The following is a 25,014-nucleotide window of genomic DNA, read 5'->3' as shown; positions in this document are numbered from 1 at the left end:
ACTATTCACCCTTTATTAATGACATAGCTTGCTTCAATACTTCCTCTCCATTGCATAAGCCATAATGCATGGGGTTTATGGGAGCTACAGGGATCCTGCCGCCTGCCTCCTTCTTCAATTGCTCGGTCATAAACCGGATCTGCGGTCCCAGCAGCAGTACATCTGCCGAATCAATATGATTTCTAACCTCCCCGTTGCCGACAGCCCAAATTTTACAGTCGATTCCCTGGCTTTCAGCGCTTGCCTGCATTTTAGTCACTAGAAGACTAGTAGACATTCCTGCCGAACAGCATAACAAAATATTCATCATTGACCCCCTTTTCTGTGTAAGCGATTTCAAAATAATAGAATGATTGCTTATTCTAATAGTACCATCAATAAAACAGATTATTCAGTTAATTCAATCGAAAAATATTCCTTTTTTAAAGTCATTCACCCCCCTTCAATATCCTATGCTTGAAATTAATTGTAATGACAAATGATTAATTTTTCAATACATTTTTAAAATTTGTTATTACAAATTAACTTGGAATTGATATGACAATATGTTTTATGGAATAATAGAAAGAAGAACAGAGTAGGAGGAACGGGGATGAAAGACGGTTTCACCGAGGATAGTGCCCTGCACTTGAAGGTTAAAGAAAGTATTCTTGAACTTATTCGAAATGGAGCATTCAAACCGGATACAAAATTGCCGACAGAAGCGGAGTTTTGTGAAAAATATGGGGTCAGCCGGACGACCATTAGAACAGCACTCCAGCAGCTTAGCACAGAAGGCCATATTTATCGCCAGCAAGGCAGAGGCACATTTGTATCAAGCAATAAAGTTAAACAGCGGCTGACTTCTACAGTCGAAAACTTTTCAAAGCAAATGGCGATGCAGGGAAAAAACCCGCTTATAAAAGTAATAAACCTTGAAGTCATCCCTGCCGATCCCTTCTTAGCAGATGTCTTTGAGCTGTCAGAAGGCGATCCCGTTAATGTACTCGAACGGATCAGATATGCGGATGACGAGCCGCTTCAATATGAAAAAGCCTTTCTGCCATGGAAAAAGACCCCCAGCTTGAACCGGCAGGCCTGTGAAAAATCCTTATACAATTTGCTGCAGACTCAATACAACCTGAAAATCAAAAAGACAATCGAGCATTTAGAAATTTCACTTCCGGAAGAGGAAATTAGTAACCTGTTAAAAATCAAACCTGAAACACCGTGTTTCGCTCTTGAAACATATGCCCATATTGAAGACGGAAGCTTAGTCGAGTATTCCAAAACGATGTTCCGCGGGGACTATGCTCATTTTATTATTGAACGGAATTATGAATAATAGTTTGGCGGAGGTACTGTAAATACGGGAATACACTTGTTGCTGCCGAATGCGCAGCTGATTTAGAAACCGGGATCTGCGATTTGGATTTTGCTGTCTGAATGCGTAGCTGGTTCGGACAGCGTGATCTGGACTTTGGCCTTTGCTGTCCGAATGCCTGCCTTGTTCGGACACCATCACCTGCGATTTGGCCTTTGCTGTCCGAATGCCTGCCTGATTCGGGCACCATCACCTGCGATTTGGCCTTTGCTGTCCGAATGCCTGCCTGATTCGGACACCATCACCTGCGATTTATCCTTTGCTGTCCGAATGTGTGCCTGATTCGGACAGAGCAAGCAGCCGTTAGTCTTTTTGCTGTCCGATTAGATATAGGTCCTCATTTTTTTAAATTGATAGATGAATAATGGATTCACTTAGCATAATGCCCCATGCCACTTTATTGCCTTCATCTCAATTTTCCGCACCAGTGCTTCCTTCCCCTTTATGTATGCCTCAATGTTAAAGGGGTACTGTTTCGCTAACTCCATTTTTAAAGCTCCATATTGTTTTGCTTCTTCGCCGTTTAATCTTAAATAATCACGAAATGCAAGATGCCGTGTGATATCAGGATTCCCTTTTTCGTAGATATGGACATGATGGGTCCGCTGATTGCCCCCTTTCTGGAAATACCGCCGGCCAGGCAGTCCGTTTTCTCCGCGTGGTTCATACCCAAGAGAAATCATTTCAGCATTAAGGCGATCAACCTTCTCAATATCATTTACGATTGGCATTATATCAATGACCGGCTTTGCTGCCAGACCTAGAATGGACGTGCTGCCTATATGATGAATGTCTAGAATCTCTGTTTTAAAAATCTTCTTGAGGAGTGCTGCCTCGTTTTTAAATAAGGTTGGCCAATCGGGATTATATGGAGTAACTGCCACTATCCTTGTCATGATTTCCTCCTAATTTGAAAAGTTCTATTTTAGCCTCATTAAGCAGGCCCATAAAAAATCTTCTCCAAATAGATTACTAGGCTGCTGAATCTTTTTCATTTTTCTAATCTCCATGAAATGAAAGTCATTGTGAAAGATCGCTTTCAAGCGTTCTTCCGTATACCCGATGCCTCCCTTTAAGCTGCCGCTGCGATATACCTCCCAGTCCGTAGTAGGAAGCGCGCCATCAGTATTAAAGCAAACAAGTCCGAACTTTCCGCCCGGCTTCAGTGCAGCTTTGATTATTTCCAAATATGTCAGCCTTCTATGCGGGGGTAGATGATGAAACATGCCGCTGTCATAAATAAAATCATAGGTGTGAGGTTCAAAATGGAAGTCAAAAAAAGATACACATTTAAAATTTATATCGGCTTGTGCTTCTTTTGCTCTTTCAGCGGCCCATTTGATCGCCTTTTCGGAAAAATCAATGGCATCCACTTGGGCTCCATTCTTCGCCAGAAAAATGGCATTCCTCCCTAGACCGCAGCCAATCTCAAGGATTTTTCCAGGCCTCAATCCATTTTGAACATACTCATACAGGTTTTCATCCGGCCCCTTCGCTATGAAAAATGGAACCTCTTTGTCCCGGTCTTCATAAAATTTTTCCCAGAAGGCTTTTGGTTCTCTTAACAATCCATCCAGCATTTCCAGTAAATCGTCGATATGTAAAATCGCTTTATCCATGGCAATGACCCCCTTTCCTTTATTTTACTAAAACCCTCATATTCAAGGATTACAGCTCCGTTAAAAATACATTATTTATGCAAAAATGAGCTGCTGTCCCTTCATTATTTTTCCAAATAGCGATCCTGTAAGGGGGTATTTTTAAAACAAAAAGTCTAATAAATACTTAAGGCTTATTACATTTGAAAACGCCCGGAAACGCTCACTATGCACATTTGGCGATCTTCCCCCTTTCCTATTTCGTCATTTTTGTAATATTTATGAAATACTTTCTTCTCAAAACCTGTCCTTCATTTAGAGCAGCTTACATATAATGACTGACAAGAAGGTATAGGAGGTACATGATGTTTATTTTTCTTGATAAGGCGATTCTTGGGATGGCGATTCTGCGGCTTATTTCTGGAAGCATTGAAATTTTTGTTGCACTATTGATTATAAAAATGAATGATATCGAAAAAGCGCTGGTTGTGAATAGTTCACTTGCCCTGATTGGACCGCCTGTGCTTCTCTTGACGACAGTGATCGGATTAACTGGAATGGCAGATAAAGTTTCACTAAGCAAGATATTATGGGTGCTTTGCGGAGTCGGCTGCATTCTTTATGGGGTAAAAGGCAACTAATCCAATAAAAAAAGAGCTATACGGACAGCTCTACTTCTGATGTTTCAGCAATTCGGAAACCGTAGTCATATGGTAACCCTGCTCTTTTAATGAAGAAATAATTTTCTTAACAGATTTCAAAGACTCTTCCCGGCTCTCATACATGACATGAAGAAGAATGATGGAGCCTGGTTCTATATTCTCAGCCACATGCTCAGTGATTTTATTTGCATCCCCTTCTATTTCCGGATGACTTTCAGGCTCAACGTTCCATAAGATCGTCTTACGCTCATGTTTAGATAAGTAGTAAGGCAGAAAAAATAGTTTTTTTCCGTATGGAGGCCGAAAATGAATTTCTCCTTCATAGCCTGTCTGCCTGATTAAATCATCTGTTTTCTCAATTTCATCTTTAATAAAAGTGGGAGATTTTAGAACCATCCGTGTATGAGAATATGAATGATTGCCAATTTCATGCCCTTCTCCCGCAATCCTTTTGGCATCGTCCATATGTTGCTCAATCTCTTGCCCTGTTAGGTAAAAAGTGGCTTTAATTTCTTCTTCCCGCAGAATATCCAATATTTCCTCCGTGTTGACGCCTGGTCCATCATCAAATGTTAATGCTGCCACTTTTTCCTCTGTTTCTGCTTTATTTACAAGGCCTCCGAAAAACTGAAAGTTCCTTGACTTGGAAATTTCAAACAGCAAAAAGCAAATCCCCAAAATCAGAATGATAGAAATGCTGATTTTTAGCAGTTTTTTCATAATTCCTCCTGACAGCTATAGTATCAGGGTAATTATAATTTCTATATAATAAAAAAACCAGCCCCCGATTGGAAACTGGTTTGATAATATAAGTATGGAGCCGCTCTTGCCGTAACTGTTATAAGAAAGTTTTAAACCACCACTCCTCAAAGTGGGTGTCCGCAGAAACATTCCTGCATGTCCTCCTTGTCATATAGACAGAGGCTTGTCAATCCTGTTCCGATGTTAAACTCCCTATTTCAGCTTAAAGGTTAAAACTTTAGTATGATTACGTACAATGCAGCTTGTTTTATTATAATAAAATAATTAAGTGATGATTTCAATAGAAATGTTTTCCTGCTCTTTAAAACCCCAGCTAACACTGCCCTATACAAAAATAATGGTTTTTACAATCGAAACCTCTGGAAATATCGTATAATGCAGGTTAAACAACTTAACAATAAAGGAAGACTATAGGTTGTGTAAAAGGGGGATTAACAATTGGGAAGAAAATTCGAAAGAAATCTATTGCGTTTGTTATTTATATTTGGAATTATGTCTTTCTTTAATTTGATTAGAAAGCCCCCAATGAAGGAATGGCTAATCATATTCTTTTTAAAAAGCTATATTGCCACCTTTTTAGATAATCTGTTAGTGCGTAAAGGCTATCTAAAATACCCGGTAAATCTGTTTAAAACTTTTGATGTCAGCGTGCTATTCAGCTATATAATATTCCCGATAACGTGTGTTTATTTTAATCAGCTAACCATGAAGAATGGAGTTAAGGGGATTTTGTTAAAGTCCCTGATCTTCAGTGCTCCTTCCGCAGTTGCTGAACATTTTCTTGAAAAATATACACAGCTGATCAGATATAAGAAATCATGGAATTCCTATTATAGCTTTGTAACCATTATGGCAACTTTTTTAATGACACGCGGATTGATGGGATTAATTCGTAAATCTTCGGAAAACCAATAAACACCAGCTCCAAAAAAGTAATCGGGAACTGTGTTTATATTTTATCTATGAAGACTTCTTTTCTTCCCCAAAGCCGGGTGGTGAAGCCTTCCTGGCAAGAACACCTCCATCATAAAACTTGCCGAACTGTCTTAAGATATCTTTCACTTCAGCAACGGAAGGGATTGTCTCATTTGCAGAGTATGTAAGATAGTAGTTTTTAGTGTTTTTCCGATGGATGATCCATGTGAAAAATTTCATCGCAAAAGCATGTGTATTGCGATTTCGAAATTTAGGCATCAGCTTTCCGTCCCAAACCGTCATTGTCTGCCCGTTTCCCTTCCATTTCTTTAGTTCTCCATTTAGTTCCGCATAAATAAGACCAGGCGCTTTTCTCATCTGATTCATTACCAATAATGTCAGCACCTGATTAATAAACAGTTGAATGAGATTTAGTCCTTCCCCTCTTGTCAGGGAGATAAATGCCTGTTCTGGCAGCACTTCCGGCTTATCGCCCCAGACGTATTCGATCCGTCCATTTTTTTTGCTCCATTACCTTCCCTCCTGAATTGGTAAATAATACCCAGATATATAAGTATTCTTCAAAAGGAATAATATTCCTTCAAAAAAAAGAAGGGAGGCTAAAGAAGGCCTCCAATTGGGTTATCGATAATTGAGATCGGTTATTTCAAGAAACTGAACAGTGGCTTGATCCCTGTCAATCGGGGCTTTGAGTTCCAAATGATCAAGCTGGTAGGTTAACTCTTCACACTTTGCTGATTCGTAACAAGTTACAGTTTTTGTCTTGTCAGAATTACTGTACATTTTTACTACTTCGTCCTTGGTAAAGGGAAGCGCAGGAAACATACGCGGGCTTAAATATTCTGGATATACAGCAAGACTGCCTATTGTACCATCTTTCTTATTTAAGGTTACCCTTAGCCCGGCCCCATCACTCTGATAGTAAAGGCTTTTAATATTGAGCTGGGTTTCAGTCTTTTTTGGCTTGCCCATTCTGGATACTATCTCATCAAAAGCATCTCCTGGTTTTAAGCCAAAAATATGAAGTTCTTCTTTCGAAAGAATAAAGGCATCTTTAATTCCTGCCTTTTTGACTGCCTCCAGTTGCTTCACAGCATTCTTTTTGTCTTTAAATGCACCAGCCTGCACACGGTAATAGGTTTTGCCATCAATGACAGCGGTGCCAATTGCGGCAGGGATCTCTTTTTTCTTTAGTAGTGCTGCCCGCTTTTCCGCATTCTCTTTTTTGCTGAAAGAACCGGCAATAATCTTATGATATCCAGCTTCCTCTCCGGATAGAATGAGACGCTGCCCCGGATAGATTGTTGTACCTTTTAAATCATTCAGATCCGAAATTTGTGCCACACTCATATGATGCTTCTTAGCCAGGGAATATAGTGTGTCCCCTTTTTTCACGACAGCTATTTCTTTATCTCCGCTGTGGTCCGCAAATACTGCTCCCCCTGTAAAAATAACTGCCAGAGAAATGACTCCTGCTGCAATTGCCTGTTTGATTTTCTTCATTATTTTCACCTCACTATATATGACGAAGGGAAATAATGGATGTCGCAGGATGACGAGCCTATTTTGGAAAATGGGCAGCATTAGTGGTTAGAGATTAACTGCATTTTTTTCATCGTTATCATTGGGATTAACTACCGTTTTTTCTAAGGCAGCCTCCTTTCGGCTTTATTCATTCGGATTAACTACCATTTTCCCTATGGCCGATCGATTTTAGGCGTTACTCGCTCGGATTAACTACCATTTTTCCTATGGCAGCTCTCTTTTCGTCGTTATTCTCCCGGATTAACTACCATTTTTCCTGATGCCTCTCTTTTTTGGTCGTTATTCATCTGGATTAACTACCATTTTTCCTGATGCCTCTCTTTTTTCGGTGTTATTCACCCGGATTAACTACCATTTTTCCTATGGTAGCTCCCTTTTCGTCGTTATTCATTCGGATTAACTACCGTTTTTTTATGGCAGCTCTCTTTTCGTCGTTATTCACCCGGATTAACTACCATTTTTCCTGATACCTCTCTTTTTTCGGTGTTATTCATTCGGATTAACTACCATTTTTCCTATGGTAGCTCCCTTTTCGTCGTTATTCATTCGGATTAACTACCGTTTTTTTATGGCAGCTCTCTTTTCGTCGTTATTCACCCGGATTAACTACCATTTTTCCTGATACCTCTCTTTTTTCGGTGTTATTCATTCGGATTAACTACCATTTTTCCTATGGTAGCTCCCTTTCGTCGTTATTCATTCGGATTAACTACCGTTTTTCTATGGCAGCTCTCTTTTCGTCGTTATTCACCCGGATTAACTACCATTTTTCCTGATGCCTCTCTTTTTGGTCGTTATTCATCTGGATTAACTACCATTTTTCCTAAGACAGCTCTCTTTTCGGCTTTATTCACTCGGATTAACTACCATTTTTCCTAAGGCAGCTCTCTTTTCGTCGTTATTCACCCGGATTAACTACCATTTACTCAAGGTAACTCTCTTTTCGTTGTTATTCATTCAGATTAACTACCATTTTTCCTAAGGCACTTCCCCTTTCGCCTTTATTCACTCGGTTTAACTGCCATTTTCATTAAGATATTCAATTTGGCCCTCAATCCCCATCTCCTCTTAAAATCACCTCTTCACACAAAGAAGAGAGATGGCCCTAAGCCATCTCTCTCCCCTTTATGCTGGTGCATCTATTTCATCTTCAGCAATGTGTTTTTCGTTATATTTCACATCTTTGCGTGCATTGTAGCGGTCTGCTTTTTCAAGGGTAACCGTGATGTTATAGTCAGGGATACCTGCGAATTTTTCGTAGCGGCCTCTTGGCAATAGGAAGTTTCCTTCCGGAAAGTGGACTTCGACGTTGCCGCGGGCGATGTCGACGAATTTGGCTCTTCCCTGGAATACACCGAATCCATTGTATAGGACGATCCCTTCACCCTCTGCAATGCTTAAGTCCTTTCCATCCTCTGCGTTCATTAATACATCATATCGTCCGGCTCCATTCAGCGGGTCCACCTCTTTATAGACCATGGAATTAAACTGCTTCCCGCGGCGTGACGTAACAATGAATTGCCCTTCCTTCTTTCCAAGGTCTGGAATATCCACAGTAATAAGTGTGCCTTTTCCATCCGGAGTAGGGCAGATGCCGTCCTCGCATAACCATGCTCCGCCCCACTGGAAGACATCTCCTGCATTTTTCAGATGCTGGATGCCATCATAACTAGGGTTAGCCACAGCAATTTCATCACGGATTTGCTGTGCATTTTTAAATTCAACGAGATGAGCAGTTTCAGGCTTTACACGTTTGGCAAGATCAATGTAGATCTTCCACTCCTCGCGTGCCTCTTCAATTTTATTTTTATTCCCTTCAATTTCCGGACTGAAATACACCATGCGTTCCGTTGAAGTGGACGTACCGCCGCCCTCCTGCTCGTACCTGGTTTTAGCAGGAAGCACGATGACCGCTTCTTTCGCATCAACCAGTGTAGACGTATTTAAAATAATATCCTGGTGAACACGGATATCCAGTTCAGATAAAGCTTTTTCAATAAAATCAGGATCTGGCATTGTCTCAAGGAAGTTGCCGCCTGAAAGATAGTAAAGCTTGATTTTCCGTTCATGGTCTTCTGGAAGCAGGATATTCTCCAGTGTCACCCCGACAATATCACCCTGCCATTTCTCAAGCTCGAATCCCCAAAGATTTTGAATGCGGGTAAAATTGTCTCCGTAAAAGTCACCGCCAGGCAATACGAATGGATCTGCCCCCATTTCACCGCTTCCCTGCACAGATGAATGTCCGCGGAATGGCATAAGCCCATTATGCTTTCGGCCCAGATGACCGCGAAGCAGCGCAAGATTGGCAACCTGTGAGATGTTATCAGTCGCAAAGGAATGCATGGTCAGTCCAAGAGCCCAGGCATAGACGGCATTTTTGCTGTTCGCAAGCAGTTCAGCAAGCTCGATGATACGCTCTTTGCTTACACCAGAAGATTTAATAATCTCTTCCCATGACTGCTCTTTTACTTTCTTTTTCAAATCTTCATATCCATTTACATGCTCGTTCACAAACTTATGATTGATGGCAGAACCGCGCTCCGCTTTCTCCATTTCAAACCAGTGTTTCATAATCCCGTGCATAAAGGCAATATCTCCGCCGATATTTACCTGATAAAAATCATCTGCAATTTTTGTGCCGAACAAAGCAGATTCAGGATTTGACGGAATCCAGTATTTGTCCATTGCCGGCTCTCTGTATGGATTGACGACGATAATTTTTGTGCCGTTCTTCTTCGCTTCAAGCATATATTTGGATGATACAGGCGAGCTGTTTGATGCCACACTGCCCCAGAATAACAGGACATCCGTTCCGATCCAGTCAAGATAGTTGGCTGTGGAAGCTCCTACTCCAATGGAACGCTTTAAAGCGGTTTTAGAAGGCGAATGGCAAATGCGGCTCGCATTATCGATGTGATTCGTTCCAAGGAAGCGGGCAACTTTGCCGGCCACATAATAAGATTCATTCGTAATTCCCCGGCTAGTCAGGTAGAACGCATACTGTTTAGGATCGAGCACCTTCATTTTTTCAGCAATCATGTTCATGGCATCATCCCAAGTAATCCGGGAGAATGTGCGCTCTCCTTTTCTGCGGATCATTGGATAAGGAATGCGGCCCAATTTACGAAGCTCGGTGCTGTCATATTTGCGCAGCTCATCGATATCGGCATGCAGAATTTCCGGTTTGATTGCTCCGGCAGTATTCAAACGAAGGACATTTAACCTTGTTGTACATACGTGCGGCCCCTTAAGTGTCTGGTCATAAAGACCGGAAACGCCAAGGGCACATCCGTCACATACACCTTTCGTTAAAATATTTGCGGCATACCCAATATTATCTTTGTTTTCCCATAGGATTTTTGCTGTATCCCTCATATGTTTCGGCTTTATTTTACCAAGACCAAATGGAATTGGGCTCACCCAATGCTTCGGATCCGGCATTGCCTTTTTATTCTGAGGTCCTGGATGTTTTGTTTTTCCCACCTGAAACACTCCCTTGATTTTTTCTATTTAATAGAGATCCTGAATCTCTTAATTTCCAATGTTCAAATAGCATTTATTATTGTATATGGGTAAATGGAATAAATTTGCCCTTTTTTCATAAAAAACCACCGCAAAAAGCCTCTAATTAATAGTTGCTGATTTCTGCGGCGGTTAGTCTTTAGCAGGTTCGCTGCCAAGTGCCATACCAATGGAAAAGCGGAAGCGGGGCTGAATGCTTTTCCATGCTGTTTTTATTAAATTTAACCTGCCATACGCTCACTTGCTTCATTTTGCTTGCGCAATTTTTTAATATCAAAACGGATCAGGATTGACACAATGAGTGCAATCACAAAAAGTCCTGCAAAGCTAGTTAAACTTGAAGCATAGCTTCCTGTTGAGTCCTTCATCCACGCTGCGAACATTGGACCTGCAAGTCCTGCGGCAGCCCATGCTGTAAGAATGTAGCCGTGAATGGCGCCAAGCTGCTTTGTTCCGAAAACGTCACCGATAAATGCCGGGATGGATGAGAATCCGCCGCCATACATGGTGTACACAATGGCCAGCATAATCTGGAAAAGAATGGCTTCTTTTGTTATCGGCAGCAGTAGGAATAGGGCAATCTGTGATACAAAGAAAATCGTATACGTGTTTGGGCGACCGATATAATCAGAAATGGATGCCCATGCCAGACGGCCAAGTCCATTAAAGATGCCGAGTACGCCGACAAGCGTGGCTGCTTCTGCCGTTGTCAGGCCTATGCTTTCCTGTGCCAGCGGCTTTGCAGCTGACAGAATCGCAATACCACAAGTTACATTAATGAATAGCATGATCCATAAATAATAAAACCGGGATGTCTTTACTGCTTCATTCGCCGTTAACTGTGCCAAATCCTGTTTGATTTTGATTTTTCCGGCTGCAGCTTTTTCTTTCATGCCTTCAGGTGCCCAATCGGCAGGCGGTCTTTCTAAATATAAAGATGATAATGTCATGATGATTAAGTAAGCTGCTCCTAAAATAAAGAACGTGTTAGCTGTCCCAACAGATTTAATCAGTCCATCCATGACCGGGCTCGCTACCGCTGCAGCGAAGCCAAATCCCATGATGGCAAGGCCGGTTGCGAATCCGCGGCGGTCCGGGAACCATTTTACCAGTGTAGAGACCGGTGCAATATAGCCGACTCCCAAACCAATACCCCCAAGAACACCGTAGGTTATGTACAAAAATGGCAATGATCCCATATTTACTGCCAAACCGGCACCAAGCATGCCGGCTCCAAAGAATCCTGCTGCCAGAAGGCCAGCCTTTTTGGGACCATGCTTTTCAACAAAGTGGCCAAGGAATGCGGCTGACAACCCCAAAAATAGAATCGCCAAACTGAAGGTCAGCTGTACCTCCTTTGATGTCCAGCCAAACTGCTCAATCAATGGATTGGTAAAGTTGCTCCAAGCGTAAACCGAACCGATTGAGATATGAATCCCTACGGCCGAGGCGGCAATCAGCCACCGATTTTTTGTCTTTTTCACACTTTTTCCCCCTCATAATGCTCGTATCCTGCTTTTTAAAGCGGTTACAGGATTGTTTCTTGAAATAAAAAAACCGTCAATCTCTCCCGCATTCCCGATTTTGGGTATGCGGAAGCAGGATTGACGGTTAGTATCAAGCAGGATTCGCTGCCTAAAGGACCAACTGTTAATCAAAATGGAATCTGATGACATTTTAACCGACGACAGGTTCGCTATCTCAAATCAAAATGTGACAGATTTTTGAACTATTAAAAATCATATCACTTTGAAATAACATGTTCAAGCCCTTTTTAGCAATTTTTCACTATGGCAGTGTTGGTTATTATACAAAAAAACTCCGGAAACGATTCCCGGAGTTCTTTCTATTTACCTCCCTTTTTTTACATCATGCAGCAGATCCGGATGGTTTGTGAACATGCCGGTTACTCCCCAATTAATCAGCTGCTTCATTCTTTCCTTGTCGTTGACAGTATACGGGTGCAGTTCAAGGCCGCTGTTCACAACCTTTTGCACATATTCCTCATTTAGATACGTATGATTAGGACCGATGCCCATTGCATACTGCTTGATTTCCTTAATCTCTGCCTCGGTAATTTCTGCGTTTGCTTTATAAGAGATTAATTGAACCAGCTTAATGGAGGGGTCCAATTCATTCATCACTTTAAGACTTTGAGAGCTAAAAGATTGGACAAGCAGTTTCTCTTTATTAATCTTATACTTATCAACCAGTCGAAGCAGTTCTTTTTCCATGCCGGGATAAACATCCGGTGATTTTGTTTCAATGTAGTAGCTGTTGTTTTTTCCAAATTTCTTGAAAACCTCTTCAAGTGTCGGCACCTTTAAGCCTTCGTATTCCGCTTTTGATGCATACGGGTACTTTTCGTTGAACCAGCTGCCTGCATCAAGCTGCTTTATTTCGTTTAAAGTGTAATCCTTTACGGACCCTGTACCATTAGTCGTCCGGTCAAGCGTCACATCATGCATCGCAATGAGATGACCATCCTTTGTCATCTGCAAATCAATTTCAATATAATCCCCATGCAATTTCTCGCCCATGTCATATGAAGCGATGGTATGCTCAGGTGCATAAGCAGAAGCCCCGCGATGTGAAACATTTACAATGTCCTTATGTATATCTTTTGCCAATGCCGCACCTCCTCCAAACGCATTTAGCCCAATAACTGCTGCACCAATAACAGAAATCATTCTCTTCTTCAAAGTCTCCGTCCCCTATCTATAATGGTTTACATATTAAGAATAGGGACGAAATATTAACCCTGTGATAATTCGATGTAAAATCTGGAAGAATAATAGATTACAGGAATATTAATACAAGCATTTCGGAATAGGTCTCTTTCACTAGAAAATGCATATTGTAGAAACTTGTAATCTTTTTATAAGTTTTGTCGAATCTGTTTATTTGCGGTTTAATTTGTCGATAATAGAATATAGTATTTCATCCCCTGATTAGGAGCCGAATCAATGACCACACCTTCGACTGCTATAAAAAAACTTCATCATGACATCGATGCCCTGCGCAAAAAGATGATTTCTGTTGGAAAAAGAAAGGGATTGTCACACCCTGAAACGCTTATGTACTCAGAGGAGCTCGATAAGCTCATTTATAAAGTGCAGCGAAGCAAATTCATCCATTAGAACATCCCCGGTTATTACCTCAAAAGTAATAAATATTCCATAAAACGCACACTCTTATAAAAAGGGTGTGTTTGTTTTATGATTGACGCTTAATCGTAGAAAAACATCCGTTCACTTAAGCATTTTTATTGAGAAAAGCTAAAAATATAGCCATAATGATAGGATAACAACTATTAGGAATTGGAGATCTTATGAAGAAAAAATTCATGATTTTATTAGGAATCGTCCTTCTTGTTCTGACAGCCTGCGGTAAAGATCAGGCACAGGAAGCGATCACCTTAAAGGACCAGACCGGTAATGAAGTTACCTTCCCGCAGGACAAGCCAAGTGTTTTCTTCTTTATCACTACATACACCTGAGGACTCTGTCAGCAGCAACTGGTCGAGTTGCATCAGAATATGGATAAATTAGAAGGCTTGGACGTCAACGTGTACATCGTAAGCAATGATCAGCCTGAGCAGCAGCTTGAGCTGTATAATGCTCTTGAAGAAAAAATGGGACACAGCCTCCCATTTGTGTCAGACCCTGAAATGCAGCTCATTGAAAGGGCTGATATGAAAAATGGCGAATCAGCCTATAGAGGCTACGCTTTAATGGATACAAAAGGCAATATTGTGTTCAACAAGGTCAATGACCATTGGGGAGAAGAAATCGATAAAACCGCAGAAGATATTAAGAAAGAATATGAGGGGCTTTCCAAATAAAGACGAAAAAAAACACGCTTGAGAGCGTGTTTATGAATCCCTGTCTCTATTTGTGAACTGGAGCATGGCGATAACAAACATACCGAAACTGATCATCAAAGACAACACTTCAAAGGTACCCATTTATACATCGCCTCCTTATCTTCAGCCTTCCCGGAACCAAACTTGTCCTATACTCAGGATAAGTGCCCATTTGAAAATCCGTCCAAAAGGCCTAAAAAGAGCCAGCCGCATTGCAAAATTGCATGTGACTGGCTCTTTTTTTGTGAAAAGCCGCTATTTTCTTATGCTTGCCTCGAAAAATGCCCTATCTTAATGCGCGTTTTTATCTGATTTATTTGTGAAAAGCTTGAATTTACATATGCTTTCCAAATTTATGTGCGGTTAAGTGATTTTTACTTGCGGATAGAAAAATTTATTTGCGGATAAGCGATTTTTACTTGCGGATAGAAAAATTTATGTACGTTTAGCTCTTATACCGACCTTTCCTTTCTGGATGTCAACGGAATCCGGACATGTTTTCTTCTAATTGAATCAACACTTAAATATAATTCAATGATCAATAACATTAAAATGATCCAAACGCCTGTATTCAATATTACTGCCTGTACCGGGGTTTCTATGAAAAAGGTAAACGTAAAGAACATCGCAAAAGTGAAGATTCGGCTCCACTGTGTCACATCGTATGTGAAGATGCCTTCCTTCAAGCCATATATTAGACTGCGGCAAATCGCCCTTGCTATTTCAATAATCTCCACCACAATGAAAACCAGGAAAACGGCAAGCCAAAACCAAGCAGCCGCCTGTTGGGTTACAAGGCCGGATTTGAACATGGCGAGCCCGCTGATGGACAGGGCACCGTGAAAAATACAATTGGTATTATTCCAATCTTTCGCAATGTTCCAGCCGCGTATGGCATAACGTTTAAGAATAAACCACGCACTAATGAAATAAAAAAGCAGCCCTAAAAAAATAAGAGCGGCATTCAGAAATCCAGGTACATCTGCAAAGACAGTATTGAAAAGGAGAACAAGAGATTGTGTGCTGACCGCCGTCAGCAGCAAAACTCCATGCGTCTGCTGACCAATAGATGTATCCTTGAGCTCTTTGAAGCCTATTAAACTAATCCAAATATAAATAATCCATAATCCCGCATTCAGAATGGCCAGCGCCTGGACTTCTGCACCTGCTCCAAATTGCTTGCAGAACATGATTCCGCAAATCGACGTGCCGGCCACCCAGGTTCCAATGCCGAAACGGTTAATTGGATTAATGTAATGCAGCTTCTTAAACTCTCCTTTATAAATGGTCATGCCGATCGAAACTAAGATGGCCATCCATAAGGCTATATCTGCTATGCTGATAATCTTGCCGATGCTCCCCAAAAAGAAGGACAAACCGAAGAAATTCAGTAAAACACCCTGTGTCACAATGCCAAACGCCATCACAGCCGCCATTGCAGCAGTATTAATATTTATTTTTTTACGAATGATAACGAAAACAGCCCCTATAAACAAAAGGCCCAGCAAAATGAAATAAAACACTATAATCACCGTTAGAATGGATTTTATTTTAATTATAACATCCTATGCATGCGCTGCGGATAATAAAAAAACAGCACATTTTCATGCACTGTCAGGTCCCGCTCCACCATTTAAATTAAAACGATGTTTCCGTTTTGATCATCTTCTGCATGTATCGAATCCCCTTCATAGGGGAGTTCTATCTCAATGTTGGTGCCTTCCCCAACTTTACTTTCGACTATTAAGCGGCCATTATGGTTTTCGATAATTTTGTAGCAAATCATCAGTCCCAGCCCTGTTCCTTTTTCCTTTGTCGTATAAAAAGGTTCCCCCAGACTTGAAATCCGGTCTTCTGATATGCCAACACCCTGATCGATGAATTGAATGGAAATAGTGTTGCCAGACTTTTTAAACACTTTAATGTTTAACTCTCCTCCGCCTGGCATTGCTTCAATGGCATTCTTAATAATGTTGAGGAATACTTGTTTCAGCTGGTTCTTTTCACAATGAATCATTGGGGCGTGAAGATTATTTTCTGCTGCTATTTCGACATTGTTTAATACGGATTGGGTGCTGCTCAAAAGAATCACTTCGTTGATTAATTTAGTAAGGTCCTGCTTTTCGAAAATGTCTGCAGTCGGCTTTGCAAGCACTAAAAATTCGCCGACGATTCCATTTATGCGGTCCAATTCTGAAAGTACAATGTCAAAGTATTCATCTTTCTGGCTATTTGACTTGAAGAGCTGAACAAACCCTTTGATCGAAGTAAGAGGGTTACGGATTTCATGAGCGATTCCAGCTGCCATTTGGCCAAGAAGTGCCAGCTTTTCTGATTTCTGCAGGAGCTTTTCCTGTTCCTCTTTTTTATCAGAAATATCAGTTCCAATTGAGAGTATGGCCTCTTTCCCTTCAAATTCAACATAAAGTGATGAAACTTCAAAAAATCTAGTGGTTCCATCAAAACGTTTTATTTTATATTCTATATTGTTTAAAAGCTGCTTCTCTGACTTAATGTACTGATAACGCTCCTGCAAACGGCCCATATAGTCCAACTCGATAAAGTCAAGCAGCGACCTGCCAATTAATGCACCTTTATCTGATGACGACAATTCGGCGACTGCAGTCGAGTTTGCATACAAAATTTCAAAGTCCTTATGTATGAGCACGGAAACCGGCAGTGATTCCAGAAGCAATTTGTGGCTCTTCTCGCTGGCCCGCGCTTTTTCTGCGTAGTACCTGCTTTTGTCAAACTGCCAGCCGACAAACCAGGCAATGCAGGTAAATAGAATAAAATCAAAAGTAAAGAACGTTTCCTGCGAGAAAATGGTTTGATATGAGGTAAATAAAACCGAAATAAGCACAAGTGAAATTTGACCTGTCCGTTTACTCATATATTCCTCTTTTTTGTGTTTTTTCTATTATTTTAGCATCAATTGTGAGGTTAACGATATCATTTTCAAAAAAATTTATCTATTAAATTCTATAAAAAAACCCGCCCGGGGGCCCGAGCAGGTTAAAATCCGGCTATTTTTTCTTTGGTGCAAGCTCTACTGCCTGACGCATGGCTTCCATTAAGCTTTTCTCGTCAGCTATGCCTTTTCCGGCAATATCGAAGGCTGTACCATGATCAACGCTTGTACGAATGATGGGAAGGCCGACGGTAATATTAACCCCGGCATCCAGCCCTAATACTTTAACTGGCCCATGACCCTGATCATGATACATGGCTACGACAATGTCAAAATCGCCGCGGACAGCTCTGAAAAATAATGTGTCAGCCGGCAGCGGCCCTACAGCATTAATCCCCTCTGCCTGTGCTTTTTCCACTCCAGGAATGACTTTTTCTTCCTCTTCGCCATACCCGAATAATCCATTTTCGCCTGCATGAGGATTGATTCCGCAAACAGCAATTTTAGGTGATTCAATGCCTGCTTTTTTCAATGTGTCATGGGCTAGCTTCAGCACGTGGTACACTCTTTCAGGATTGATCATTTTAACTGCATCAATAATTCCGACATGTGTTGTCACATGAATAACCCTTAAGTTTGGTGCAGATAGCATCATGGAATAATCTTTTGTATCGGTCAAATCCGCTAAAATTTCTGTATGGCCTGGATACATATGGCCGCCCTTTTGCAAGGCTTCCTTGTTTAAAGGTGCAGTGCAGATCGCATCAATTCGATTTTCTTTTGCCATTTCGATCGCTTTAGCCAAATATTGAAATGCTGCGTCTCCAGCTTCAGGAGATACCTGGCCAATGGGAAGGTCTTCCGGCAACAGGTCCAAATCAAGGCAATGTACTACTCCATGCTTATAAGGGATCTCGCTTATCTGCTCTGCCGTTACTGTTTCAATAATAAGCCCGCTGTCAACAAATGATTTGGCCCGTTCTAAAATTTTTCTATCACCAATGACAAGCGGGTTGCTTATTTCATACATTTCAGCCTCTGCCAGGCTTTTTAAAATAATTTCCGGCCCTACACCCGCTGCATCCCCCATTGTAATGCCTACTACTGGTTTAGTTTGACTCATTGCACTCAACCTTTCTTGTCATATAATGTATTGCGTTAGCCAGGGATTGCTCATTTCCGAATCCCCCTGCTTTTGTAACAGCCCAATAGCTTCTTTCTTTGCTGCGCAATCGGCCAAAAGGGAGACCCGGTTCTATTTCTGTATGGAGCTCCATTTCCTGAATACCCAATTCTGAACAAGCAGCTTTTGCAATGTCTCCGCCTGTTAAAATCAAGCCGTCGAGTTCCGGGAACTTATTTACAAGTCTGTTTGCAATTTGCCCCAGTCCCATGGCAATCCTTTCACCAATCTGCTTTCCTGATAATCCTATTGCTTCTCCCGCTATACGGGCTGCATCCCGGTTCTGATCTGAAGAATCCACATAAACAACAAAATGGCTATTATCCTGGTTTTGTCCAATTTCTTCAATGACTTCTTCAAGATCCACTGTCTGATTAACCAATTGGACAGGATTGATTTCTGCAAAATAAGATTGATCAAGTTCTCTAATCCGGGTAAGCTGTTTTTTTGTAACCTGTGACAGACTCCCTGAAACTGTGAGTGTTTTCCTGATGTTATTCTCCTCATGATCATTTTCATGATGAGATCTAAGCTTTAGAGCATCGGGTAAATATTCAACTAGAGCACCAGAGCCAGTCCAAATCGTTTTTTTCTGAACGCTTGTGAAACTCTCGGCAATTACCTGCAGATCCTCTTCCCTTTCACTGTCGCAAACAATCCAGGTTTTCCCCGCCGCAACAGCTCTTTCAATGAATTCAAGAAAATCTGCTTTCTCTCCCCGGATCAATTCCAGATCAAGCAATGCAATATCTTTTCCTGCATTCTTATTTAACATGCGAGGAAGAAAGCTTTCCGTTACAGGTGTCTTTGGATCCCTTCCAAACTCTGTTTCTGTAATCAGTTTACCATTTACATAATGATGTCCAGATACCGTTGTACGATTCATTTTTGGAAAAGCAGGGGCAATAACAATGATTTCCGGGCGATATACCTCTTCAAGCGCTGCCAGTTCAGCTGCTATATTTCCTCTTAAAGTTGAATCTACTTTTTTATAGACATGAGCATAGCCTTTTTCAAAAAGAAGAGAAGCAGCTTTTTCCACTGCTTCATATGCTTCTTCTTGTGTTTTTGCACGGCTATCAGTATCAACAATTAAGACATCAGGGTCAGATTGAATGTTTTTCCCGGTATAATCCATCATAACAGTGGCAGTCAGCCCTTTTTTCGCCAGCTGCACTCCTGAATCATTAGCACCAGTCAAATCATCCGCAATAATGCCAAATTTTTCAAACACAAGAACCACATCCTTTAGCCGTTAACTTTCGTCAGGTTTCCTTCTTTAAACTCATATCCTTTTCTCTCTAGACGCTTAACCAAAAACGCTATATACAGCGGAAGCAGGATTGCGGTTGTCACTGTAGATGCCGCAACCTGAACTGTAGCCAATTCAGCATACTGTGCAAACCCTGCACTTGCTGCTGCAATGGCAGCAGGTGTTGCTACAGCATTACCGGCAGTTGAGCCTTCAGCAGCTCCTACAATTGGATTCCACTTAAACGCTTTAAACACTAAATATCCAGCTGTACCCGTTACGAATACTGTTAACAGGCCAAGGATAATACCTGATAGACCACCGTCTACAATAGCACTGAAGTCAATTCCCATTCCAAGGGCGAAAGCGAAAAATGGAATGAGCATGGAGCTGCCATTATCAAGGAATGCACGCATTTCTTCGTCTAAATTCCCTAATACCATACCTACGAGGATTGGAAGCAGTACGGCAATGAATGATTGCAATGAGAACATTCCATCAACAAAGCCCATTGCTCCAAAGATAGATAAGGCAACCATCGTTAAAAACGGACCGTCATTTAGAGCCAGCAATGAATAAGCTGCACGGTCTTCCTTGCTTCCATACTGGCCAACAAGTGCGACGAATAGGCCGCCATTACTGTTTGTCATAGCTGCAATAATCGCAATTGGAGCCAAACCCAGCCAAAGGCCATTTTCACCTGCAAACATGTAAGCGATTAACCCGAATGCCGCACCAACTACCCACTTCGTTGCTAAAAGGGTAGCCCCTTTCCCAATTGAAACACCAAATGATTTTACATTAATTTGAGCACCTGTACATAATAGGAATAAAGCGATTAAAGCTGATGCACCGTCAACAAACAATGCTTCAGTAAAATTCCCGATACGGAGCAAATCAGGTGCAAAAGTGTTAAGCACTGCTGCAATTAGCAACGGAACTACCATCATCCCGCCTGGAATACGCTCAAGAGTTGCTTTGATCTTCATAATTTTAACATCCCCTTTATATCTGTTTCAATTTTAAACAATTAGTGAAAACGATTACAGTTTCATATTAAACGCTTTCAATGCAAAATTCAACACATTTTACAGAAAAATAGTTTGGTATTTTCTAGTTTTTTATTTTGTGTTGCATTTTTAAACATATAATAAAACAAAAAAAGAAGCTGAATATTACTCCTTCAGCTTCCTCCACAATGTCGACCGATTAATACCTAACCGTTTTGACACCTTTGTTTGGTTTTGGTTTTCTTCCTTCATAACTGCTTCGATAATTCGTTTTTCAATTTGATCGAGTGTTCCGGTTAACAGACTATCTTCAATTTGGACAGGACGCTGCTTCCGATTCAGCTGTCTTGAAACCGTTTCTTTACTGATGATATAGCCTTTCTCAGCTGCCAAGACATCAAAAAGGAATGCTTTCAGCTCAGCGGTATTGCCAGGCCAGTTATAACGCTCCAGCAGCTCCATCGCATCCTCCCTTATTTTTACTGCGGATGTTCCATATTGCTGATGAAAATGTGCAATAAAGTATGCTGTTAAAGCTCTTATATCATCCTTGCGTTCTAACAGAGAGGGGATATAGATGCGAACTGTTTCTTCTTTAAAAAGAAGTGAGTACAACTCTTGAATTTCACTGGATAGAGAGAGGATCACTTCTTTCCCCGATTCTGCCCATTTCTGACACTGGTTGAGCAACCGGGATTTCTCTTCTGCAGAAATGTCCTCAGCGTCATAAATATATATGGATCGGATGTCGTCATCAAAGGGATTTAAGCCTCTTCTTGCTTCCTTTGCATGTATAGAAAGAAACAAACCGGCCCCCTGGTGCTTTAAGTAATGGATATAGCGTGCTAATAATCCTTTTCCAGTGCCTGCAGCACCAATTAAAAGCCATAGATTTCGGTTTTTTCCTGCAGATATGGCAGCCAGACAATCTTTCATTGCTTCACTTTCATGGATGATCATCGGCAGCTGAGATACTGATTCCACGTTAAGATTTTCTGAGGAACTCTTTATATCATTAAGCTCTTTAATAATAAATTGAGTATAAGTTTCACCGGCAATTTCAAGGCTTGAAACCTGAACTTTAAGCATATCTCCCTTTATACCTTCAATCATTACAACGGATTCTGCATTTCCCTTCCGGTGTACAAGACTCTGTAAATCACTCAAGAGTATGGGAGGGGAAGAAAAAGTATTCCATTGTTCAAATACACATTCAGCATTACGGTTAAAAAGGATTATATTGTCAGTATTCTCCTTAATAATTGCCCTGAGCAGGTCGTTTTCCTGCTGTTTTCTGCGAAACGAATCATACAGGGATTTCGCTTTTTGAAACGCATCAAAGATGGCTTCACGTCCGGATTGTATCAGGATTCCCTCGAGCCCTGCTTTAGCAGCAGCCTCAACAGTTACAACATCCCCCATGATCAATTCAAAACCCTTGGACCTTAATTCATGAACAAGGGCTTCTACTTCCTCTTCCTTTTGAATCGTAAAAACCTCTATACCAATATCCAATATGTCAGTAATCGTTTTGGCGCCAAGCGTTATGTTGGAAAAGCCGACAATCGCTTTCTTCCCTGGAAAATCATTGGCAAGGGTTAACACCCGAAGCATATCGTACCCGGATACCTGAATATCAATAACAGGGATATTTGTTTCCTGTTGGACCAGCTTTGCTGTTCCACCCCTGCTGATGATCATATCAATGCCTTCAGATTCGGCATTTTTCACATGCGGGAGTGCCTGCCCCAAGTTTCCAGTTGCTATTTTAATGTCCAAATCTTTTTCCTCTTTCCTGCATTCCTTAATTAATGGAAGCATAGCAGGATAAGGGGCAATAAATAATGTCTTTATTTTCATCACATTCACCTAAATGTATCTTACCATTCATTTCTAAACGACACCAATAAATAGGAAAATGGCTCATTCGTTCTTATTAAAAGGAATGGCAGCTTATTTTTTTATCTGCCCATCCCCTTTCAAAATATATTTTGTCGAAGTCAGAGCCGGCAGTCCCATCGGACCGCGGGCATGGAGCTTTTGTGTGCTGATCCCGATTTCAGCGCCGAACCCAAACTCGAATCCATCTGTGAAGCGTGTGGATGCATTATGGTAAACTGCCGCTGCATCGACTTCATTCAGGAATTTTTCCACATTATCTGGGTTTGAAGAAACAATTGCCTCAGAATGTTTAGTGCCGTAGCGGTTAATATGAACGATTGCCTCATCCACGCTTTCCGCCACTTTCAACGCGACTTCCAAGCCTAAATATTCTGTGGCCCAATCTTCTTCCACAGCCGGAATGATCTTTTCTCCGCATACACCTTCATCGCCGTGAATGGTAACCCCTTTTTCCTCCAGAGCAAGCACAAGATCATTCAGGCCCCCCCACTCTCTGTGCACAATGATCGTTTCACATGCATTGCAAACGGAAGGACGCTGTGTTTTCGCATTGATGGCAATGTTTATCGCCATTTCCTTATCAGCACTTTCATCAATATAGACATGACAATTGCCTGCACCTGTCTCAAGTACAGGGACTGTAGAATTTTCAACTACTGTCTTAATAAGCTTTGCCCCTCCCCGCGGAATCAGGACATCCAGGTATTCGTTCAGTTTAAACATCCCCGAAGCGGTTTCCCGGCTCGTATCCTCAATAAGCTGCACAGCATCAGAAGGCAAGTCGCTCTTTTCCAATGCATGATGAATCACTTTCACAATTGCTTTATTCGAATGTATAGCAGTAGAACTTCCGCGCAGCATAACAGCATTCCCAGTCTTCAAACATAAGCTGGATGCATCGACCGTGACATTTGGACGCGCTTCATATATCATGCCGACAACGCCAAGCGGGACCCTTACTTGTGTAATGGCGAGTCCGTTCGGACGTTCCCATGAGGATAAAACCTCCCCAACCGGATCGTCCAGGTGAGTAAGCTGGATTAATGCGTCCGCCATATCCTGAAGGCGGGCTTCATTAAGCCGAAGCCGGTCGAGCAATGATTCATTCATTCTGTTGTTTTTTCCCGCAGCAAGGTCTTTTTCATTTTCGGCTAAAATAAAGTGCTTCTCAGCCATTAGCTGTTTTGCAATTAATGCCAATGCCTGGTTCTTTTGGTCCGTCGACATTTTCGCCATCTTCCCCGCAGCTATCCTTGCTTTTTCCCCTTTTTGAATCAATTCCATTATCTCGTCTCCCTTCTTTTTTGGCTTACCCAATGATCACGATGAATGACCACACTGCGATCACTGTTGGCGATCACCATGGCTTCAGAGCTTGGCAGGCCTTTGATTTCGCTCAATTCTTCAGATGAAAAATTAACCTGGCCTTTGCCGATAATGACTCCTTTTGGCCCTACAACTTCAACCACATCATTTACCAGAAAGTGCCCGGTTATGTTCGTAACCCCAGCAGGCAGAAGGCTTTTTCCTTGCGATAACATCGCGTGTGCCGCACCCTGGTCCACTTCAATTTTCCCATTAGGTACTGAATGCAGAGCCAGCCACTGTTTGGATGTCCTAACGCTCGCCTTTGAACTGTTGCCAACATAGGTGCCGTTCCCTTTTCCATTGAGGATATCGACTAATTTTTCCCGTCCGCAGCCAACTCCAATAAACACCTGCACTCCCAGCGCCAGCGCTGTCCGTGCCGCCTCCAGCTTTGTCACCATACCGCCGGTCCCTACCTTGGAGCCCGAACCAGAAGCAGCTTTCACCATTTCTTTTGTGATTTCTGTGATAAAATGATATTTTTTCGCATTGGGGGTTGTCCTCGGATTTGAATCATAAATGCCGTTGATATCTGTCAGAATGATTAAATGCTGTGCTTGAACAAGTCCGCTTACGAGAGCAGAAAGCATATCATTATCGCCAAATGCCAGCTCCTCCACCGACACCGAATCGTTTTCATTAATGATCGGGAGAATATTTCGCTTTAAAAGCTCCGCTAAAGTTGCATGTGCATTTTGATATTGCTCTTTGTGCAGGAAGTTCTGCCGTGTGAGCAGCAGCTGTGCAGCTACAATCCCATGCTTCTTACACTCTTCGGTATATCCCTGCATCAGCAGCCCTTGCCCGACTGCAGCAGCCGCCTGTTTTCCGGCGATGGTCACAGGCCGGGAAGGATAGCCCAAATCAGCAAAACCTGCTGCTACTGCCCCAGATGAAATCAGGATGACATCATGGCCAAGCTGTTTTAAACGGGAAAGTGCAGCTACATGCTCCTCAAGTTTTTCGATGCAAAGTCCTCCATTTGTATTTGTCAGTGAACTGCTTCCTATTTTGACGACAATTCGTTTCCTTTTCACGCTATCCACCATCCAATCAAATAAAAAAAGCCCTCCCATCCCTTTAAAAAGGACGGAAGAGCTTTGTCTTTCGCGGTACCACCTTCATTGGCACT

Annotated in this window: 24 protein-coding genes, 1 other RNA gene and 1 other annotated feature (1 of these 26 cut by a window edge); of the genes, 6 read left to right on the top strand and 19 right to left on the bottom strand. The window is 41.7% G+C overall.

Going from position 1 to position 25,014, the window contains the following annotated elements; all coding sequences use genetic code 11:
* Position 1: 1 nt before the first annotated feature.
* Positions 2-307 (bottom strand): PTS sugar transporter subunit IIB, encoded by a 306-nt coding sequence (locus MKY20_RS16540; RefSeq protein WP_009334322.1) that lies wholly within the window; start codon positions 305-307, stop codon positions 2-4.
* A gap of 285 nt (positions 308-592) precedes the next feature.
* Here MKY20_RS16540 and MKY20_RS16535 point away from each other — a divergent pair, with 285 nt between their 5' ends.
* Complete coding sequence (locus MKY20_RS16535; protein ID WP_251267191.1) at positions 593-1,324, top strand: GntR family transcriptional regulator; 732 nt, start codon at positions 593-595, stop codon at positions 1,322-1,324.
* Positions 1,325-1,737: 413 nt separating this feature from the next.
* Here MKY20_RS16535 and MKY20_RS16530 read toward each other — a convergent pair whose 3' ends face one another.
* Together MKY20_RS16530 and MKY20_RS16525 are read right to left on the bottom strand one after the other, a co-directional pair.
* Positions 1,738-2,259 carry a GrpB family protein gene (locus MKY20_RS16530; protein WP_071160140.1) on the bottom strand — a complete coding sequence of 174 codons (522 nt, stop codon included), beginning with the start codon at positions 2,257-2,259 and terminating at the stop codon, positions 1,738-1,740.
* Positions 2,260-2,283: 24 nt separating this feature from the next.
* Positions 2,284-2,982 (bottom strand): class I SAM-dependent methyltransferase, encoded by a 699-nt coding sequence (locus MKY20_RS16525; protein ID WP_251267189.1) that lies wholly within the window; start codon positions 2,980-2,982, stop codon positions 2,284-2,286.
* A 344-nt stretch (positions 2,983-3,326) separates the two neighbouring features.
* Here MKY20_RS16525 and MKY20_RS16520 point away from each other — a divergent pair, with 344 nt between their 5' ends.
* The gene (locus MKY20_RS16520) at positions 3,327-3,602 is read left to right on the top strand and encodes a YqhV family protein (protein ID WP_009334318.1); all 276 of its coding nucleotides are present in this window, start codon (positions 3,327-3,329) and stop codon (positions 3,600-3,602) included.
* A gap of 30 nt (positions 3,603-3,632) precedes the next feature.
* On the opposite strand, the gene MKY20_RS16515 is transcribed toward MKY20_RS16520, so the two are convergent.
* Together MKY20_RS16515 and ssrS are read right to left on the bottom strand one after the other, a co-directional pair.
* Positions 3,633-4,343: a polysaccharide deacetylase family protein gene (locus tag MKY20_RS16515; protein WP_071160136.1), complete on the bottom strand. Its 711-nt coding sequence runs from the start codon at positions 4,341-4,343 to the stop codon at positions 3,633-3,635.
* Between the two features lie 93 nt (positions 4,344-4,436).
* A non-coding RNA gene (gene ssrS, locus MKY20_RS16510) (6S RNA) lies at positions 4,437-4,632 on the bottom strand.
* A gap of 191 nt (positions 4,633-4,823) precedes the next feature.
* On the opposite strand from ssrS, the gene MKY20_RS16505 reads away from it, so the two are divergent.
* A complete protein-coding gene (locus MKY20_RS16505) occupies positions 4,824-5,300 on the top strand; it encodes a CBO0543 family protein (protein WP_009334316.1) in 477 nt (158 codons plus the stop codon).
* Positions 5,301-5,345: 45 nt separating this feature from the next.
* On the opposite strand, the gene MKY20_RS16500 is transcribed toward MKY20_RS16505, so the two are convergent.
* From MKY20_RS16500 to MKY20_RS16480, 5 genes are all read right to left on the bottom strand, one after another.
* Complete coding sequence (locus MKY20_RS16500) at positions 5,346-5,780, bottom strand: hypothetical protein (protein WP_251267187.1); 435 nt, start codon at positions 5,778-5,780, stop codon at positions 5,346-5,348.
* Between the two features lie 162 nt (positions 5,781-5,942).
* A complete protein-coding gene (locus MKY20_RS16495) occupies positions 5,943-6,824 on the bottom strand; it encodes a LysM peptidoglycan-binding domain-containing protein (protein WP_251267186.1) in 882 nt (293 codons plus the stop codon).
* Positions 6,825-7,991: 1,167 nt separating this feature from the next.
* Complete coding sequence (locus MKY20_RS16490) at positions 7,992-10,352, bottom strand: FdhF/YdeP family oxidoreductase (protein ID WP_251267184.1); 2,361 nt, start codon at positions 10,350-10,352, stop codon at positions 7,992-7,994.
* Positions 10,353-10,612: 260 nt separating this feature from the next.
* A complete protein-coding gene (locus MKY20_RS16485; protein WP_009334312.1) occupies positions 10,613-11,875 on the bottom strand; it encodes an L-lactate MFS transporter in 1,263 nt (420 codons plus the stop codon).
* A 366-nt stretch (positions 11,876-12,241) separates the two neighbouring features.
* Positions 12,242-13,081: a glycerophosphodiester phosphodiesterase gene (locus tag MKY20_RS16480; RefSeq protein ID WP_372675461.1), complete on the bottom strand. Its 840-nt coding sequence runs from the start codon at positions 13,079-13,081 to the stop codon at positions 12,242-12,244.
* A gap of 276 nt (positions 13,082-13,357) precedes the next feature.
* On the opposite strand from MKY20_RS16480, the gene MKY20_RS16475 reads away from it, so the two are divergent.
* The 3 genes from MKY20_RS16475 to MKY20_RS16465 all read left to right on the top strand — a co-directional run bounded on the left by MKY20_RS16475 (position 13,358) and on the right by MKY20_RS16465 (position 14,235).
* Positions 13,358-13,531 (top strand): aspartyl-phosphate phosphatase Spo0E family protein, encoded by a 174-nt coding sequence (locus tag MKY20_RS16475; protein ID WP_009334310.1) that lies wholly within the window; start codon positions 13,358-13,360, stop codon positions 13,529-13,531.
* A gap of 191 nt (positions 13,532-13,722) precedes the next feature.
* Positions 13,723-13,890 (top strand): hypothetical protein, encoded by a 168-nt coding sequence (locus MKY20_RS16470; protein ID WP_009334309.1) that lies wholly within the window; start codon positions 13,723-13,725, stop codon positions 13,888-13,890.
* 18 nt (positions 13,891-13,908) lie between these two features.
* Positions 13,909-14,235 carry a redoxin domain-containing protein gene (locus MKY20_RS16465; protein ID WP_226280775.1) on the top strand — a complete coding sequence of 109 codons (327 nt, stop codon included), beginning with the start codon at positions 13,909-13,911 and terminating at the stop codon, positions 14,233-14,235.
* A gap of 30 nt (positions 14,236-14,265) precedes the next feature.
* On the opposite strand, the gene MKY20_RS28710 is transcribed toward MKY20_RS16465, so the two are convergent.
* The 9 genes from MKY20_RS28710 to proB form a co-directional block, all read right to left on the bottom strand.
* Positions 14,266-14,358 (bottom strand): putative holin-like toxin, encoded by a 93-nt coding sequence (locus MKY20_RS28710; protein ID WP_019381338.1) that lies wholly within the window; start codon positions 14,356-14,358, stop codon positions 14,266-14,268.
* Positions 14,359-14,708: 350 nt separating this feature from the next.
* Positions 14,709-15,779, bottom strand: a complete 1,071-nt coding sequence (locus MKY20_RS16460) for a hypothetical protein (RefSeq protein WP_251156973.1) — start codon at positions 15,777-15,779, stop codon at positions 14,709-14,711.
* A 110-nt stretch (positions 15,780-15,889) separates the two neighbouring features.
* Positions 15,890-17,149 carry an ATP-binding protein gene (locus MKY20_RS16455; protein ID WP_251267182.1) on the bottom strand — a complete coding sequence of 420 codons (1,260 nt, stop codon included), beginning with the start codon at positions 17,147-17,149 and terminating at the stop codon, positions 15,890-15,892.
* A 133-nt stretch (positions 17,150-17,282) separates the two neighbouring features.
* The gene (gene pdxA / locus MKY20_RS16450) at positions 17,283-18,290 is read right to left on the bottom strand and encodes a 4-hydroxythreonine-4-phosphate dehydrogenase PdxA (RefSeq protein WP_192908663.1); all 1,008 of its coding nucleotides are present in this window, start codon (positions 18,288-18,290) and stop codon (positions 17,283-17,285) included.
* Positions 18,277-19,584: a four-carbon acid sugar kinase family protein gene (locus tag MKY20_RS16445; protein ID WP_341002016.1), complete on the bottom strand. Its 1,308-nt coding sequence runs from the start codon at positions 19,582-19,584 to the stop codon at positions 18,277-18,279. Before MKY20_RS16445 ends, pdxA begins: the two co-directional genes overlap by 14 nt.
* A gap of 14 nt (positions 19,585-19,598) precedes the next feature.
* Positions 19,599-20,591, bottom strand: a complete 993-nt coding sequence (locus MKY20_RS16440; protein ID WP_009334303.1) for a 2-keto-3-deoxygluconate permease — start codon at positions 20,589-20,591, stop codon at positions 19,599-19,601.
* A 186-nt stretch (positions 20,592-20,777) separates the two neighbouring features.
* Positions 20,778-22,472: a sigma-54-dependent Fis family transcriptional regulator gene (locus tag MKY20_RS16435; protein ID WP_019381334.1), complete on the bottom strand. Its 1,695-nt coding sequence runs from the start codon at positions 22,470-22,472 to the stop codon at positions 20,778-20,780.
* Between the two features lie 93 nt (positions 22,473-22,565).
* On the bottom strand, positions 22,566-23,798 hold the full coding sequence (locus tag MKY20_RS16430) for a glutamate-5-semialdehyde dehydrogenase (RefSeq protein ID WP_019381333.1): 1,233 nt from the start codon (positions 23,796-23,798) through the stop codon (positions 22,566-22,568).
* Complete coding sequence (gene proB / locus MKY20_RS16425) at positions 23,798-24,919, bottom strand: glutamate 5-kinase (RefSeq protein WP_251267181.1); 1,122 nt, start codon at positions 24,917-24,919, stop codon at positions 23,798-23,800. The genes MKY20_RS16430 and proB overlap by 1 nt, the downstream gene beginning before the upstream one ends.
* A 45-nt stretch (positions 24,920-24,964) precedes the next feature.
* Positions 24,965-25,014: a binding site (T-box leader), on the bottom strand (it continues 175 nt past the right edge of the window).

This window comes from Cytobacillus sp. FSL W8-0315, from assembly GCF_038002905.1.
In the GTDB taxonomy this organism is placed as follows: domain Bacteria; phylum Bacillota; class Bacilli; order Bacillales; family Cytobacillaceae; genus Cytobacillus; species Cytobacillus pseudoceanisediminis.
Note: the sequence above shows the minus strand (reverse complement) of the source record. Positions and strands in the feature narration are given on the sequence as shown.

What these genes read in the sequence shown, in the direction of transcription:
- MKY20_RS16540 (WP_009334322.1), bottom strand. Translation starts at nt 307, where the DNA reads ATGAATATTTTGTTATGCTGTTCGGCAGGAATGTCTACTAGTCTTCTA.
- MKY20_RS16515 (WP_071160136.1), bottom strand. Translation starts at nt 4,343, where the DNA reads ATGAAAAAACTGCTAAAAATCAGCATTTCTATCATTCTGATTTTGGGG.
- MKY20_RS16470 (WP_009334309.1), top strand. Translation starts at nt 13,723, where the DNA reads ATGAAGAAAAAATTCATGATTTTATTAGGAATCGTCCTTCTTGTTCTG.
- MKY20_RS16530 (WP_071160140.1), bottom strand. Translation starts at nt 2,259, where the DNA reads ATGACAAGGATAGTGGCAGTTACTCCATATAATCCCGATTGGCCAACC.
- MKY20_RS16440 (WP_009334303.1), bottom strand. Translation starts at nt 20,591, where the DNA reads ATGAAGATCAAAGCAACTCTTGAGCGTATTCCAGGCGGGATGATGGTA.
- MKY20_RS16495 (WP_251267186.1), bottom strand. Translation starts at nt 6,824, where the DNA reads ATGAAGAAAATCAAACAGGCAATTGCAGCAGGAGTCATTTCTCTGGCA.
- MKY20_RS16435 (WP_019381334.1), bottom strand. Translation starts at nt 22,472, where the DNA reads ATGAAAATAAAGACATTATTTATTGCCCCTTATCCTGCTATGCTTCCA.
- MKY20_RS16475 (WP_009334310.1), top strand. Translation starts at nt 13,358, where the DNA reads ATGACCACACCTTCGACTGCTATAAAAAAACTTCATCATGACATCGAT.
- pdxA (WP_192908663.1), bottom strand. Translation starts at nt 18,290, where the DNA reads ATGAGTCAAACTAAACCAGTAGTAGGCATTACAATGGGGGATGCAGCG.
- MKY20_RS16525 (WP_251267189.1), bottom strand. Translation starts at nt 2,982, where the DNA reads ATGGATAAAGCGATTTTACATATCGACGATTTACTGGAAATGCTGGAT.
- MKY20_RS16535 (WP_251267191.1), top strand. Translation starts at nt 593, where the DNA reads ATGAAAGACGGTTTCACCGAGGATAGTGCCCTGCACTTGAAGGTTAAA.
- MKY20_RS16520 (WP_009334318.1), top strand. Translation starts at nt 3,327, where the DNA reads ATGTTTATTTTTCTTGATAAGGCGATTCTTGGGATGGCGATTCTGCGG.
- MKY20_RS16480 (WP_372675461.1), bottom strand. Translation starts at nt 13,081, where the DNA reads ATGATTTCTGTTATTGGTGCAGCAGTTATTGGGCTAAATGCGTTTGGA.
- MKY20_RS16455 (WP_251267182.1), bottom strand. Translation starts at nt 17,149, where the DNA reads ATGAGTAAACGGACAGGTCAAATTTCACTTGTGCTTATTTCGGTTTTA.
- MKY20_RS16430 (WP_019381333.1), bottom strand. Translation starts at nt 23,798, where the DNA reads ATGGAATTGATTCAAAAAGGGGAAAAAGCAAGGATAGCTGCGGGGAAG.
- MKY20_RS28710 (WP_019381338.1), bottom strand. Translation starts at nt 14,358, where the DNA reads ATGGGTACCTTTGAAGTGTTGTCTTTGATGATCAGTTTCGGTATGTTT.